This window comes from Parundibacterium terreum (assembly GCF_014636315.1).
GTDB lineage: Bacteria > Pseudomonadota > Gammaproteobacteria > Burkholderiales > Burkholderiaceae_D > Undibacterium > Undibacterium terreum.
The window spans coordinates 526507-539898 of sequence record NZ_BMED01000002.1 but is presented as its reverse complement, the minus strand read 5'-3'; the positions used below and the strand labels follow the sequence as shown (position 1 = coordinate 539898).

The 13392-nt window shown below is 55.0% G+C and carries 16 protein-coding genes; 7 read left to right on the top strand and 9 right to left on the bottom strand.

Going from position 1 to position 13392, the window contains the following annotated elements:
* Nucleotides 1-15: 15 nt before the first annotated feature.
* From IEW12_RS11515 to IEW12_RS11505, 3 genes are all read left to right on the top strand, one after another.
* Entirely contained in the window at nucleotides 16-909 is an 894-nt protein-coding gene (locus IEW12_RS11515; RefSeq protein ID WP_229751055.1) for a DMT family transporter, read from the top strand.
* 149 nt (nucleotides 910-1058) lie between these two features.
* Entirely contained in the window at nucleotides 1059-1517 is a 459-nt protein-coding gene (locus IEW12_RS11510) for a RidA family protein (RefSeq protein WP_188566184.1), read from the top strand.
* Nucleotides 1518-1590: 73 nt separating this feature from the next.
* Complete coding sequence (locus IEW12_RS11505) at nucleotides 1591-2784, top strand: aminotransferase-like domain-containing protein (protein ID WP_188566183.1); 1194 nt, start codon at nucleotides 1591-1593, stop codon at nucleotides 2782-2784.
* A 91-nt stretch (nucleotides 2785-2875) separates the two neighbouring features.
* On the opposite strand, the gene IEW12_RS11500 is transcribed toward IEW12_RS11505, so the two are convergent.
* From IEW12_RS11500 to ureE, 5 genes are all read right to left on the bottom strand, one after another.
* Nucleotides 2876-3715 carry a siderophore-interacting protein gene (locus tag IEW12_RS11500; RefSeq protein ID WP_188566182.1) on the bottom strand — a complete coding sequence of 280 codons (840 nt, stop codon included), beginning with the start codon at nucleotides 3713-3715 and terminating at the stop codon, nucleotides 2876-2878.
* A 35-nt stretch (nucleotides 3716-3750) separates the two neighbouring features.
* Nucleotides 3751-4389: a PadR family transcriptional regulator gene (locus IEW12_RS11495; RefSeq protein WP_188566181.1), complete on the bottom strand. Its 639-nt coding sequence runs from the start codon at nucleotides 4387-4389 to the stop codon at nucleotides 3751-3753.
* A gap of 318 nt (nucleotides 4390-4707) precedes the next feature.
* On the bottom strand, nucleotides 4708-5331 hold the full coding sequence (gene ureG / locus IEW12_RS11490) for an urease accessory protein UreG (RefSeq protein WP_188566180.1): 624 nt from the start codon (nucleotides 5329-5331) through the stop codon (nucleotides 4708-4710).
* Between the two features lie 39 nt (nucleotides 5332-5370).
* Nucleotides 5371-6054, bottom strand: coding sequence for an urease accessory protein UreF (locus tag IEW12_RS11485; RefSeq protein ID WP_188566179.1), 684 nt, complete (start codon nucleotides 6052-6054; stop codon nucleotides 5371-5373).
* A gap of 12 nt (nucleotides 6055-6066) precedes the next feature.
* Nucleotides 6067-6579: an urease accessory protein UreE gene (gene ureE / locus IEW12_RS11480; RefSeq protein ID WP_188566178.1), complete on the bottom strand. Its 513-nt coding sequence runs from the start codon at nucleotides 6577-6579 to the stop codon at nucleotides 6067-6069.
* 217 nt (nucleotides 6580-6796) lie between these two features.
* On the opposite strand from ureE, the gene IEW12_RS11475 reads away from it, so the two are divergent.
* Nucleotides 6797-7405: a glycine zipper 2TM domain-containing protein gene (locus tag IEW12_RS11475; RefSeq protein ID WP_188566177.1), complete on the top strand. Its 609-nt coding sequence runs from the start codon at nucleotides 6797-6799 to the stop codon at nucleotides 7403-7405.
* A gap of 85 nt (nucleotides 7406-7490) precedes the next feature.
* Here the strand turns inward: IEW12_RS11475 and IEW12_RS29010 are convergent, their stop codons facing one another.
* Both IEW12_RS29010 and IEW12_RS11470 read right to left on the bottom strand, forming a co-directional pair.
* Nucleotides 7491-7613: a hypothetical protein gene (locus tag IEW12_RS29010; protein WP_268237238.1), complete on the bottom strand. Its 123-nt coding sequence runs from the start codon at nucleotides 7611-7613 to the stop codon at nucleotides 7491-7493.
* 214 nt (nucleotides 7614-7827) lie between these two features.
* Nucleotides 7828-8349: a DUF2799 domain-containing protein gene (locus tag IEW12_RS11470; protein WP_188566176.1), complete on the bottom strand. Its 522-nt coding sequence runs from the start codon at nucleotides 8347-8349 to the stop codon at nucleotides 7828-7830.
* A gap of 238 nt (nucleotides 8350-8587) precedes the next feature.
* On the opposite strand from IEW12_RS11470, the gene IEW12_RS11465 reads away from it, so the two are divergent.
* Together IEW12_RS11465 and IEW12_RS11460 are read left to right on the top strand one after the other, a co-directional pair.
* Nucleotides 8588-9427 (top strand): substrate-binding periplasmic protein, encoded by an 840-nt coding sequence (locus IEW12_RS11465; protein WP_229751054.1) that lies wholly within the window; start codon nucleotides 8588-8590, stop codon nucleotides 9425-9427.
* A 213-nt stretch (nucleotides 9428-9640) separates the two neighbouring features.
* Nucleotides 9641-11581 carry an ATP-binding protein gene (locus IEW12_RS11460; protein ID WP_188566175.1) on the top strand — a complete coding sequence of 647 codons (1941 nt, stop codon included), beginning with the start codon at nucleotides 9641-9643 and terminating at the stop codon, nucleotides 11579-11581.
* 46 nt (nucleotides 11582-11627) lie between these two features.
* Here the strand turns inward: IEW12_RS11460 and IEW12_RS11455 are convergent, their stop codons facing one another.
* Both IEW12_RS11455 and IEW12_RS11450 read right to left on the bottom strand, forming a co-directional pair.
* Nucleotides 11628-12146, bottom strand: a complete 519-nt coding sequence (locus IEW12_RS11455) for an RNA polymerase sigma factor (RefSeq protein WP_188566174.1) — start codon at nucleotides 12144-12146, stop codon at nucleotides 11628-11630.
* Nucleotides 12147-12359: a YgaP family membrane protein gene (locus IEW12_RS11450; RefSeq protein ID WP_188566173.1), complete on the bottom strand. Its 213-nt coding sequence runs from the start codon at nucleotides 12357-12359 to the stop codon at nucleotides 12147-12149.
* A 156-nt stretch (nucleotides 12360-12515) separates the two neighbouring features.
* On the opposite strand from IEW12_RS11450, the gene IEW12_RS11445 reads away from it, so the two are divergent.
* Nucleotides 12516-13235: a pseudouridine synthase gene (locus IEW12_RS11445; protein WP_188566172.1), complete on the top strand. Its 720-nt coding sequence runs from the start codon at nucleotides 12516-12518 to the stop codon at nucleotides 13233-13235.
* The last annotated feature ends 157 nt before the right edge of the window (nucleotides 13236-13392 follow it).

The window sequence follows — 13392 nt, the reverse complement described above, 5'->3', positions numbered from 1 at the left end:
ATGAGCGGAGACCGCATGCTGGCTGCAGAAGAGATACAAAGAAAAGACGAGACGACCGGCATGTGGCTGGGTGCGATAGGCGTGGCGATCTTCAGCCTGACGCTGCCGTTCACCCGCATGGCCGTGGCAGAACTGAACCCTGTACTTGTGGCGCTTGGGCGTGCGGTGGTTGCCGCCTGCATCTCCGCTGTTTTGCTGTACCGCATGCGTGCCCGTCTTCCCGACCAGGCGCAGCTCAAGGCCCTGCTGGTGACAGCGCTGGGTGTGGTGGTCGGCTTCCCGGTATTCTCTTCAGTGGCGATGCACTATGTGCCGGCGTCGCATGGTGCGATCGTGCTGGGTATCCTGCCGCTGGCTACCGCCTTGTTTGCGGCGCTGCGTTTTCATGAGCGGCCTTCAGTCGGCTTCTGGATCATGGCTTTGCTCGGCAGCGGCCTGGTGGTCGTGTTTGCATTGCAGCAGGGCGGCGGCAGTTTTCATCTGGCGGATCTGGCGCTGTTTGCCGCAGTGGTCGCCGCGGCGATGGGTTATGCAGAGGGCGGGCGCCTGTCTCAAAGCATGGGTGGCCAGCAGGTGATCTGCTGGGCGCTGGTGTTGTCCATGCCGGTGCTGTTGCCGGTGACCGTATGGCTGGGCTGGCATTATGGCGTGCAGGCTTCGCCGCGAGCATGGCTGGGCTTCGCCTATGTATCGCTGTTCTCGATGTTCATCGGTTTCTTCTTTTGGTACAAGGGCCTGGCGATGGGCGGCATTGCGCGCGTCGGGCAGGTGCAATTGATACAACCTTTCCTGACCTTGCTGGGTGCTGCCGTGATTCTGGGCGAACCACTGAGCATCAATAATATCGCTTTTGCGATCGCCGTCATTGTGGTGGTGGGCATAGGCCGGCGCATGAATATAAAGCGGTGATATTAAAAAAATAGCCACAAACACCGAATTAAATCAGTGCATTCAGGGCTATTTAGGGGTGTTAATCATGCGTTCAGGGTCGTACAATATGTAATTCGCCTCTTGATCTTGTTGAGGCATTGCCCTACAACCAACTATCTGGAACTGCCATGTCTTTTTACGAAAAACTGAAAGCCCTGAATATCGAGTTGCCAAGCGTTGCTGCGCCAGCCGCTGCCTACGTGATGTATGTGCAAACCGGTAACACCGTGTTTTTGTCCGGTCATATCGCTAAAAAAGACGGCAAGGTATGGGTAGGCCAGTTGGGTAAGAATATCAGCACAGAAGAAGGTAAACAGGCAGCACGCGCAGTGGCGATCGATCTGATGGCAACCCTGCAGGCAGCTTGCGGCGGCGATCTGAACCGCGTCAAACGTATCGTCAAACTGATGAGCCTGGTGAACTCCACCGGCGACTTCACCGAGCAGCATCTGGTGACTAACGGCGCTTCGGAACTGATCGGCGAGGTATTCGGCGACCAGGGCAAGCATGCTCGTTCCGCTTTCGGCGTAGCGCAAATCCCCTTGGGCGCTTGCGTAGAAATCGAAATGATTGCCGAAATCGAATAAACACAGTTCGCATTGCTGAGCGAACTGTGTTTATTCGATCTCGGCGATGCTCGCTATCTGAACAGGACACACAATGAAACTCGAAAACCCAAGCCCGATAGAGTGGAAATTTTCCCACCGCGCTGAGCAGTTGCAAAGCTCGGCGATCCGCGAAATCCTGAAGATCACCATGCGGCCCGAAGTGATTTCCTTCGCGGGCGGCCTGCCTTCCCCGGAAACCTTTCCCGTGGACCGCATGCGCGCTGCATTTGACTCGGTGCTGACACGCTCCGGCAAAGTGGCATTGCAATACGGCCCGACAGACGGCTATGCGCCATTGCGAGAATTCATCGCCGAATCCCTGTCCACCGACGGCGCGAAGATTTTGCCCGATCAGGTCATGATGGTGTCCGGTTCCCAGCAAGGGCTGGATTTACTGGGCAAGGTATTGATTGATGAAGGCAGCAAGGTATTGGTGGAAACGCCGAGTTACCTGGGTGCGTTGCAGGCTTTCTCCGTTTATCAGCCAAAATTTGAATCGGTAGAGATGGACGATCACGGCCTGGTGCCGTCTTCCGTTGCCGCCAAAGGCGCCGGAGCGCGCTTGCTGTATGCACTGCCTAATTTCCAGAACCCAACCGGCCGTACCTTGTCGGTAGAGCGCCGCTACGAGCTGGTGGATATCTGCGCCAGGCTGGGCATCCCGCTGGTGGAAGACAATCCTTACGGCGACCTGTGCTACACCGGCGAGCCTTTGCCGAAAATGCTGACGATGAATCCTGGCGGCGTGATCTACATGGGCTCCTTCTCCAAGGTGCTGACACCCGGCATACGTTTGGGCTACGTGGTCGGACCGACAACGCTGATCCGCAAGCTGGAACAGGCCAAGCAGGCAACCGATCTGCACACTTCGCAACTGACGCAAATGGTGGTGCATGAAGTGATCAAGGATGGTTTCCTGAACGAGCATATCCCGACCATACGCGACCTGTATTCCAAGCAATGCGCTGCGATGCTGGAAGCGCTGGGCAAATACTTCCCAGAAGGCGTTACCTGGACTCGCCCTGAAGGCGGCATGTTCATCTGGGTGACCCTGCCTAAGCACATCGATGCCAACCAGTTGCTGGCACAGGCGATTGAGCAGAATGTGGCTTTCGTTCCTGGCGGACCTTTCTATGCCAACGAAGCCGAAACCAATACGCTGCGCTTGAGCTTTGTAACGGTGCCACCAGCCAAGATCAATGAAGGCGTGGAAAAGCTGGGCAAGCTGATCAAGGCCAAGCTGTAAGCTGATTCATTTTTCCAGCTATTCTTGCGACGGGCTTGTTGATCTCAACAAGCCCGTTTTCTTTTGTGCTGCACATTCCAGTAACCCGGCCTTATTCGTCGTCATGCGTCTGGTGATGCTCGCTGGCGCCGTTTCTCCAGTAGCTCGCCGCATGCACCTGATGCTTGTCCAGGCCGCGTTCCTGCAGCAGGTATTTGCGTACCGTTTGCGCGCTATTGAGTTCTGCTGCAACCCAGGCGTAGCCATCACCGGCAGGCAATTCCAGGTCCTTCAATGCGGATACAAACAAGTCGCTGGTATCGGCCGACGAGGTGCTTTGATCCAGCCAGATCAAGCGTGTCTGTGCATCGCTGCTCAGCGCAATCTTTTCACCTGCATCGGCGACCGCGATGACCGCAATCACCTGTGCGTGTGCGGGCAACTCTTCCAGCCGGCGTGCGATGGCGGGCAGGGCAGTCTGGTCGCCTATCAGCAGATACCAGTCAAAATCATTCGGCACGACCATTGACCCGCGCGGGCCGCCTACGCCTAAAGTCATGCCGGGCTTGGCTCTGGCTGCCCACAATGATGCGGGGCCGTCGCCGTGCAGCATGAAATCGATATCCAGTTCCTTGCGTACAGCGTCGTAGCGGCGCGGCGTGTAATTGCGGGCTATCGGCTTTTGCATATTCTCGTCTGCAACAACACCTTGCTGGCCCAGTGTTGGCAGGGTGGGCTGATCCGAGCCGGGGGCAGGGAAGAACAGCTTCACGTGATCGTCGTGGGCGGCGGAGACAAAGCCGTCTAGGTCATCGCCGCTCAGTGTGATGCGCAGCATGTGCGGTGTCAGGTGTTCAGTGCGCAGCACTGTCAGTAGGCGCATCTTCAGCGTATGGCGCACCCGTTCTATCTGGCGGGGCTTGGCAGCATCAGGGGTATTGTTTGTATTCATTGATTTCCTTGGATATGGATAATGCCGGTGCGGGCTCAGATTTCGTCAACGATATGGTGGGCAGCCTGCTCCAGGATGGCGGAAACGCGCTCTGCCTCTGCCGTGGTCCAGCTCCCTTTGCGCAGCAACAGCGCATGCTTCAGCGTATGCATTGCCTGCGTAACGCGCTCCGGCAGTGAGTGCTTGGCCTGTACCCGCGCCAGCAAATCCAGACGGGCCAGCACGCCATCTACTTGGGCGCGGTTGTTTGCCAGATAGCTGCGTCCGGCTTCGGTGATGGAGTAGCGTTTTTTACCGCCTGTGGCTGCACTTTCTTCCGAGCTGACCAGGTCCTGCTCTTCCAGCAAAGTGAGGGTAGGATAGATGGCGCCGGGGCTGGGGGCATATGCGCCGCCGCAACGTTCTTCGATTGCCTTGATGACTTCATAGCCGTGGCGTGGCGCGATTTCTATTAGCGCCAGCACGATCAAGGGCAGGTCGCCGCGTCCGAATACGCGTTCTGCTCGGTCGCCACGGCCACGGCCGTGACCATGGCCGCCGCCGCGCATGCGCTCGCCGCCGCCTTCTTCGTTGAAGGGGTCATGGGGACCGGCAAAATAATGATGGGCATGATGTTCATCATGGTGATGATCATGGCTTCTATGCTGATGATGGGGGTGATGAGAATGTCTCATGGTTTCCTTGGGTAGCTGTTAATGGTAAAAAGATCAGTCTAAAGACTAATTTAAAGAATAAATTAAAGAATAAATTAAAGATATATCTTTAACTGTTTTGAATAATATAGCCTGACCCAGAGAATTTCAAGGTGAATTTATAAGAAAGCGAAAACCTCGCTGATTAAATTGTCTTTATGGGAAGTATTTAATTTGGAGCGAGCGATGTCTTCCCGGCATCTCTATGGGGAAAGAGGAGCTTAATTGAGCGGGGAGCGGGGGATTTGCTGCGGAAGTGATGCGTGCGGCATCAAAAGCCGCACGCCGGGATTCAAGGTGCTAGTGCTTGATGCCTAGCAGGCCTTCGGTACGGATGAACTCGATGATCGTGCCGACGCCGTCACCGCTCTTCAGGTTGGTGAAAACAAAAGGGCGGTCGCCGCGCATGCGCTTGGCATCTTCCGCCATGATGTCCAGGTTGGCGCCGACATAGGGCGCCAGATCGGTCTTGTTGATGATCAGCAGGTCGGAACGAGTGATTCCGGGCCCACCCTTGCGCGGGATTTTCTCGCCGCCGGCGACGTCGATCACATAGATGGTCAGGTCAGATAATTCTGGGCTGAAAGTTGCCGCCAGATTGTCGCCGCCGGACTCCACCAGGATCAAGTCCAGGTTGGGAAAGTCGGCGCACATGCGGGAGATCGCTTCCAGGTTGATGGACGCATCTTCGCGTATCGCGGTATGCGGGCAGCCGCCGGTTTCCACGCCCATCAGGCGTTCAGCCGGCAAGGCATCTGCGCGCAGCAGGATTTCCATGTCCTCCTTGGTGTAGATATCATTGGTGATGACGGCCATGTCGTAATGGTCGCGCATTTGCTTGCACAGCATTTCGCATAGCGCCGTCTTGCCGGAACCTACCGGGCCGCCTATGCCTACACGCAGGGGATTGGATGTCGTCGTCATGATGGGTCTTTGCTCTTTTCTTGATCTCGGATTCTTGTTTCAGGAACGGTAAAGCCGGCTGTACTGTACTTCGTGCTGCATCGATAGCAGCGACAGTCCAGGCGACCAGTTGGATAATTCAGTATCGACCAGGGTTTGTGCGGTGATTGTGGCGGTTTCCAGTTCCGGACGCAGGCTCAGCAGCAGGCGCTGGCCGGATACCTGGCCCAGCGGCACCGATTTCACGCATACCAGCACCTGGTTTTCTGCCCACGAAAATAGCATGCCCAGCAGCGCTGCTTCTGCAGGCACTTCCAGTGATACTGCAGCGCAGGCCAGTGCAGTCGGCAAGGGTATTTCGGGCAAGTCCTGCAGGCATGCCAGCAGGCTGGCATCGCTGATCTTTAGATCCGTCACCAGCTTGCCCAGTGAATAGCCCATCTGTATGGTCTCTGCGCGGAACTCTGCAGTATCGCGCGCGGCGATAAAACGTTCTGTCCATTCCATCACTGCCTGCTGGTCGCGAGCGGCAAAGGCCTGCAGCAGGCGCCACAGTATCGGCGCCTCAAAATAGGCGACCACATGCTGCAATTGGTCGGCGATCCACAGGCGTGCGCTGGCCTCATTTTTTACCAGGCCTTTTTCTATCGCCGTTTCCAGTCCTTGTGAATAGCTATACGCGCCTATCGGGAGCGAGGGGCTGGACAACTGCAATAGATGGAGCAGGGAGGCTGCGGCTAGCATGTGAGTGCGCTGTTATGTTTTATCGGAAGGGCGGTGTATCTTTTGGCGCAGCGGTATCGGTGCCAGCGGATTGTGCGGGTGCCCATCATCGTGATGATGGTGGCCGCCGCCGTAGGCGCCCGCTTCCGGCTCAAACGCCGCCTGTTCTTCACTGACCTTAGCGCCCAGGCCCTCCAGCATTTCTTTCAACACCTGGTCTTTGCGTATGCGCAAAAAGCCGTCGCCCACTTGTGCCTGCGTGTGGCGGTTGCCAAGGTGGAAGGCGCAGCGCAAGAGTTCGCGTGCGCTGTTGCATGTGACTTTGTAAGTCGGTTCGGCTGCGGCGATGATCTTGACGACAAAGCCGTCTTCGCTGGAAATCAGGTCGCCGTCGCGCAAGACACTGCCGCGTACGGTCAATACCGCGACATCTTCACCGGAACTGAGGCTGGCGCGGAAGCGGCTTTTTTCGCGCATATGAAAAGGGAGTGTCAGTTGATCGTGGATCTCGGCCGCGTTTTCTAATTTTGTGTGCAGGGTATGCATGGGTCTCTGTAGTGGAAATCGACAATTTTCGACAATTATTGGTAATAACAGGCAAGCACATTCCATGCCTGTTTTATATCATGGTAACTATAAATGATGGTGCTATTTGCATGCATCGCAAGCAAGCCTATACTAGAATCAAGGCTATACTAAAATGGCAATACTAAGAACAATACGTAGATCTTATCTTAATTAAATTTTCCCCAGAGGCTCTAAAATGAAAAAACAAATCTTTATAGTCTCATTGATGCTGGCGAGTGTCAGTGCAGCCTATGCTCAGGACCTGACGCCAAAGCAGCAATACACGGCAGACAGCAAGCGCGCGTCGGCACGCTATTCCGACGATAAAAAACTTTGTGCGGAAGAATCCACCTCCAGCGTACGCATGCAGTGCCTGCGCGATGCGAAGACTGAATACGATAAATCCCTTGCGGTCGCAAAAGCCAATCTGAATGCGGCTGCACCAGGCTCAGGCCAAAATCACCAGGGCGTATGCCAGGATTGCGGCAGGGTCGTGTCGGTGGATATCAATGAAAAAGCAGGCGAGGGCAGTGCCCTGGGATTGATCGGCGGCGGTGTTGTCGGTGCGGTGCTGGGCCATCAGGTCGGCGGCGGTACCGGGCGTGACCTGGCGACTATCGCAGGCGCTGCAGGTGGTGCTTATGCCGGACGCAAGGTAGAGCAAAAAGTAAAATCGACCAAGGTCTGGGCGGTGACCGTGCAATACGATAACGGTAATAAAAACACCTTCAACTTCGACCATGATCCAGGCATGGCCTCCGGCGACCGTGTTCGCAATTCTGGCGACAGTATCGTCCGGCGCTAAGCTTTAAAGAGTAACCTCAGCCAGGTGGTCTGCTTACTTTGTTTAATTAGAGTGCCTGGCTGAACAGCGTGTCTTTCGCTGCAAATTATTTACCGAATTCACGCAGGCGCAGCGCGATCATATCGCGTCGCCTGTCCATATCGCGCAGCATGAAGCCATTGTCGCGCACCAGCAGGTTCTTTTCATCGACCAGTTTATTAGAACTCATTTCATCAATAGGAGTGAGTGCGAACGAGTCCATTTGGGATGCAGTGCGAGGCGCGTCGCTAGCAAAGACTGGCCGTCTTTGCTAGCGGCGCAACGCTGCAATGCGCCCAAATGGGCCGTTCCCGGAGGGTTTGTCTTAAAAGAGGCGCTGACTGCGTTGCGCTCGTTGTCAATAGCTCGCTATTGACGCCTCCCACGTCTTGCCAGCGCCTCTTTTAAGACAAACGCATCTCACTCCTATTGATGAAATGAGTTCTAAACTCGTTCAGCAATGCGGCCCGCGCATCATTGCTCAGGTCGGTCCTACGCAATTCATTACGGATATCGTAGATACGGCCGTCGTTCCTGCTGATTCTTGAGTTGTTTAGCACTACGCGCGAGCGTATTGATTCCAGCTCGCTTTCCATCTGGTTGATTTCCTGGCCACGGCGGAACTCAAAGACGAAATCGTTTTGCATATTCGGCGGGCAGGCGGCGACGTTCTCTCCTTGCCCGGCACGCCCTACGTTGAAGGCATTCTGCGGCTGGCAGTAATTGAGCAGGCCGCGGCTGCGCCCCAGCATGTATTGATCAAAATTCGTTTGCACGCCGTATTCGGCGCAGGCTTTGGCATGCTCATCAAGCTGTTGCGGGGTGAGCCCGCGCAAGCCGTCGTTAAATCCTATCTGCTGCCAATTCCCATTCAGGCATTGGTCTTTGCTCAGACTGGCGCAGCCGGCAATACTGCTTGCCAGCACTAAAAGGATGCAACTTCGCCATACCGGTATATTAAGAGGCATATTATTTATAGGTGCTTATTTGTTAATCTCTGCTGGTTCACATTATTAAAGCATGTGGTGCTGGTTCGGCCAGCCGCGCGATATATTCAGGATGCCGGATGGTTTTGTTTCCATGGCACCACTATATTCTTGCAAATACCCCCCCGTGTCACTACACTAAACATCAAAATTCCACCGATACGGGAGTAGATTTGCTGTGCAACTAATTCAAACCCGCGCTTATCTACAACTCGCCAGGCTATATTGTTTTGCGGTGACAGCTCTTGGTCTGTCACTTGGGCTGGTTTCTACCAGCGCCGCCGCCGCTGATGATAGCGCCTGCAAACACCTGATAGCAACCGGTAATCCCGAATATCCTCCCTACCTTTGGCGTGATCCTGATAATGAAAATAGGCTGATCGGCGCCAACGCCGATCTGATGCAAATGCTGGCCAGGGAAATCGGTGTCAGTATCGAAGTCAAATATGCCGGCCCCTGGGCCCGCGTGCAGGAAGAGGTAAAACTGGGGCGCGCCGATCTGATAGCCGGTGCATTCTTTACCCAACCCCGGCTGGAATACATGGATTATTTTTATCCTGCGTTTCGTCAAACAAGAACCGTGATCTGGACACAGAATAACAGCCCCCTGAATTTTAAGAAGTGGAACGACCTGGTCGGCAAGCAGGGTATGACGGTGATAAATAATAGTTTTGGCGAAGAGTTTGACCGCTATGCGAAGGACTCGCTGAAGATTTCCACCGTGCCCAGCCTGGAGCAGGCATTAAAAATGCTTAGCATGTCACGTACGGATTACCTGATCTATGAAGAAGATCCCGGCCTGGCTTACGTGGCAAAAATGAATATAGCCGGTGTGAAAACGGCTGCTACTGCAGTGACCAATGAAGACCTGTATCTGACCTTCTCGCACAAGTCGGCCTGCAATACTGGCGAAATGCGAGGCCGGATTGCCAAAGCGATCTACAAACTGGGCAAGCAGAATGTGATGAGCAAGCTGATAGAAACAAATATCCAGTTGTGGCGCAAGCAATCCAGGTAGGCTGTATTGAATCGTTGATCAAGTATTGTTGATCCACTGCTTTGTTTTTCTGTAATGAGATATGGGCCAGTTCCGCTGGCCTCTGTTTTTTTAGCCGGAGGTTTTTGCATTGCATCGCGGTGAGTTGATGGCGATGCATGGTTTTTTACTGGGCGACATTTGGGCAAACTATCCCTTAGACAAATTCTGATTCTCGGTGTCGGGCTTGGCATCATGCTGCCGGCTCTGGTACTGGGACGTTTTTTGCTCAAGGACCGCTACGAACGCGAGGTTGACTTGCGCGTGCGGGTGCCGATGTCGCAATACGCGGATATGCTGGCGCGGGCGATGGCGGTGCCGGTATGGAACGTCGACAAGGAAGTGGCGAACCAGTTTGTCCAGGCAGTGATGCGCAACCCGGAAGTGGTCAGCGTCACCGTCGAGGATGAATCGAAGAATCGTTTCGTGCATAGCGAGATGACTGACCGGCGCGGCGGCGAGGTGTTAAATGAACAGCGCCAGATCATGCTGGACAACAAGGTGATAGGCCGGGTGACGGTGGAGCTGACCACCGCGCGCATAGAGCGCGATCTATTCTTTGATTTTCTAAAACTGGCCGGCGCCCTGCTGGCGCAGGTCATCATTTCCTTTATCCTGATTTTATTACTCTTTGAGCGCCGCATCGTGCGTCCCTTGCATGAGTTGCAGATGGCAACAGCCAGGCTGGCGCGCGGCCAGCTGGACCAGGCCCTGCACTGGCACAGGAGAGATGAAATAGGTAGCCTGGCCCAGGGGCTGGACAAGATGCGCGAGGAATTGGGTGGATTGATATCCGACCGGGATATCCGCAATGCAGCGCTGCAGCAAGAGTTGAACGACAGACTGAAAGCCGAGCAGGCACTGCGCTTTACCGAAGAAAAATTTACCGCCATTTTCCATTCCTCGCCAGTGGCAATGACGGTGTCGCGCAAGGAAAACGACTTTGAGATCATCGACGTCAACGATGCCTGGGTCAGGCAATTCGGCTGGTCGCGCGAAGAAATCTTGAGTAACAAGGCAACGCAAACCTTGCTGTGGCGCAGGACCGAGGACCAGGATGAAGTATTAAGAATCGCCGAACGAGAACATGAGATACACGGTTATGAAGCCTGGCTGCGCTGCGGCCGCCAGGACAAATCCCTGCTGTGCGAAATTTCCGGCAAGATGATTTCCCTGGGTAGCGAATCCCTGCTGATCCTGGTGCAGGAAGATATCACCGAGAAGCGCCACAATGAGCAAGAGATATTGAGCCTGAACACCAGCCTGGAAAAACGGGTCTCCGAGCGCACACAAGCGCTGGAAGAGGCGAACGCAGAATTGACCATCGTGCTGGAAAACCTGCAAAGGGCGCAAAGGGAATTATTGCGCACCGAGAAAATGGCGGCTCTGGGTTCGCTGGTCGCCGGTATCGCGCATGAACTGAATACGCCGATAGGCACCAGTGTCACGGTGACCAGCACGCTGCAGCAGCATACCGATGACATTATCCTGGAAATGAGCAAGGGGCTGCGGCGCTCGCAACTGGAAACCTATTTCCACAATACCCGCACCGGCACCGATATCCTGATGCGCAACCTGAGCAAGGCATCGGAACTGGTGACCAGCTTCAAGCAGGTGGCGGTGGACCAGACCAGCGCCAACCGGCGCGTGTTTGCGCTGGATGAAATGGTGGCCGAGATCGTGCTGACGATGAGCCCGACCATACGCAAAACCCGGCATGACGTGGAATACCATGTACCGCCCAAATTAGTGCTGGACAGCTATCCCGGCCCGCTAGGGCAAGTGCTCACCAACCTGATCAATAATGCCTTCATTCACGGCTTCGACGGTGAGCATCGCGGCGTGGTCACGATCACCGCGCGCAGTGCCGGCGACGATCTGGTGGAAATCAGCGTCAGCGATAACGGCAAGGGTATTCCCGAGCAAAACCTGGGCCGCATTTTCGATCCCTTCTTTACCACCAAGCTGGGGCAGGGCGGCAGCGGCCTGGGCCTGAATATTGTGTATAACCTGGTGACCGGGGTCCTGGGCGGTAACATCGTCGTCGATAGCGAGCACGGCCAGGGCGCGCGCTTTACCATTACGCTGCCGCAGGTGGCGGAGCAAAGCCGGCGCCGCACCAACGACCAGGTTTGATGGAGTTTGATGGCTTCGCTTCAGGCCGTCACATTAGATGATTAAATCAGGCCAGGATATATTCGCGGGTCAGCTCGCGCGCCCTGTGCAGCCGGCTTTTGGTGGCGGGGGTGCTCAGCTTGAGGATTTCTGCAATCTCATTGATGGACAGCTCTTCAAAATCGCGCAAGAGTATGATTTCCCTGTAGTGCTCCGGCAGCGATTCCAGCGCATTGACCAGATCCAGCCTGATCGCGTCGGTCGGTTTTGTGCTCAGCCATTGCTCCACTTTTTCTTCGTCGTAAGGATCATAGTTAAGCGTGATTCGGCCCATCTTGCGGCATTCGCGTTGCACGATCTTGATCAGCCAGCCGGAAAAGGCAGCGGCCGCGCGCAGGCTCTTCACCTTGCGCGACAGGATCAGCAAAGTCTCTTGCACGGCATCATCCACGTCGCTGAGCAGGCAGCGGCGCTGGGCGTAGCGCCGTATATCCGGCTGACAGACTTGCAGCAGGCTGTCCAGCGCACCGGGATCGCCCAGGCGCGCTGACTCCAGTAGCGGCAGATGCTGTTCTGTAAACGGCATTTATTTTCCTTTGGCTTTGTCCAGCCGACGGCCTACCATTGCGCACATGGGGCAAAAGCCGAATATGCCTGACAGCGTGATCCCAGCGGCGCTGGCAATCACGATCCAGCTTACCAGACCGCTCAACGCGAAAGCTGCCCACACCATAATTGCCAGGCTGACGATCAGGCGTACTGCACGTTCCCAGTTAGGGACATTTTTTACATAGAACATAGTATTTCCTTTTTGATTTTAAAGTTGATGAGGATGTTCCCCATACCTACAAGAGGGAGGCAGGGCGCATTTGGATTCGCGGAAAATAAAATATTTTTTTAATGTGAGATTGGCAAGCACTGGCATTCAGGTATCTGCTTCTGGTACAGTCCCGCCATGAGTAAATTATCTTTAGACCGTATCCTGCAATCGCAGGGCTTTGGCACCCGCAAGTACTGCCGCGAACTGATCGACGATGGCGAAGTAAGCATCGCAGGCGAAGTGATGACTAACTACAAGACCACGGTGGAAACCGAGGGTCTGAGTTTCCGTATTTTTGACGAAGACTGGCAATACCACGAGTACGTTTATATCGCGCTGAACAAGCCGGCCAATTTTGAGTGTTCACGCAAGCCCAGCCACCACCCCGGTGTGTTGACGCTGTTGCCTGAGCAATTCAGCTGGCGCGACGTGCAGCCCGTGGGCCGCCTGGACCACGATACGACGGGAATGCTGCTGATGTCCGATGACGGTCCATTCATTCATGCGCAGTCCTCTCCCAAGCGCCACATTCCCAAAGTGTATGTGGCCACTACAGCCGAGCCTGTCAGCGAAGAATTGATACAGAAACTGATGTCTGGCGTGCAACTGCATGACGAACCGGCACCATTGGCTGCCCAGGTTTGCCGCCAACTGGGTGAAAACGAACTGGAAATCGTGCTGGAGCAGGGCAAGTACCATCAGGTAAAACGCATGCTGGCGGCAGCCGGCAATCACTGCGCCGCCTTGCGCCGTACTGCAATCGGCCAATTGACCTTGGAATCGCTGGGTCTGGAAGAGGGCGAGTGGTGCTATTTGGGCGCAGAGCAGATGGCTTTGCTGGTGCCTAGTGAGTAGTAGGGAATAGTAGGCACTGACTTACCGCAGGAAAGCAATCCGCAAATAAATCCGGCTCCAAGGCCGGATTTTTCTATTTCGTCGTATTTATCTCATTATCTGCATTAAAATCATTGCCATATTTGCTAATGGCAACTTCCATCGGTCATAATCGCCA

Bases quoted from the DNA above. Each gene is read 5' to 3' on its own strand.
- IEW12_RS11515 (WP_229751055.1), top strand. From the start codon at position 16: ATGCTGGCTGCAGAAGAGATACAAAGAAAAGACGAGACGACCGGCATG.
- IEW12_RS11510 (WP_188566184.1), top strand. From the start codon at position 1,059: ATGTCTTTTTACGAAAAACTGAAAGCCCTGAATATCGAGTTGCCAAGC.
- IEW12_RS11505 (WP_188566183.1), top strand. From the start codon at position 1,591: ATGAAACTCGAAAACCCAAGCCCGATAGAGTGGAAATTTTCCCACCGC.
- IEW12_RS11500 (WP_188566182.1), bottom strand. From the start codon at position 3,715: ATGAATACAAACAATACCCCTGATGCTGCCAAGCCCCGCCAGATAGAA.
- IEW12_RS11495 (WP_188566181.1), bottom strand. From the start codon at position 4,389: ATGAGACATTCTCATCACCCCCATCATCAGCATAGAAGCCATGATCAT.
- ureG (WP_188566180.1), bottom strand. From the start codon at position 5,331: ATGACGACGACATCCAATCCCCTGCGTGTAGGCATAGGCGGCCCGGTA.
- IEW12_RS11485 (WP_188566179.1), bottom strand. From the start codon at position 6,054: ATGCTAGCCGCAGCCTCCCTGCTCCATCTATTGCAGTTGTCCAGCCCC.
- ureE (WP_188566178.1), bottom strand. From the start codon at position 6,579: ATGCATACCCTGCACACAAAATTAGAAAACGCGGCCGAGATCCACGAT.
- IEW12_RS11475 (WP_188566177.1), top strand. From the start codon at position 6,797: ATGAAAAAACAAATCTTTATAGTCTCATTGATGCTGGCGAGTGTCAGT.
- IEW12_RS29010 (WP_268237238.1), bottom strand. From the start codon at position 7,613: ATGAGTTCTAATAAACTGGTCGATGAAAAGAACCTGCTGGTGCGCGAC.
- IEW12_RS11460 (WP_188566175.1), top strand. From the start codon at position 9,641: ATGCTGCCGGCTCTGGTACTGGGACGTTTTTTGCTCAAGGACCGCTAC.
- IEW12_RS11455 (WP_188566174.1), bottom strand. From the start codon at position 12,146: ATGCCGTTTACAGAACAGCATCTGCCGCTACTGGAGTCAGCGCGCCTG.
- IEW12_RS11450 (WP_188566173.1), bottom strand. From the start codon at position 12,359: ATGTTCTATGTAAAAAATGTCCCTAACTGGGAACGTGCAGTACGCCTG.
- IEW12_RS11445 (WP_188566172.1), top strand. From the start codon at position 12,516: ATGAGTAAATTATCTTTAGACCGTATCCTGCAATCGCAGGGCTTTGGC.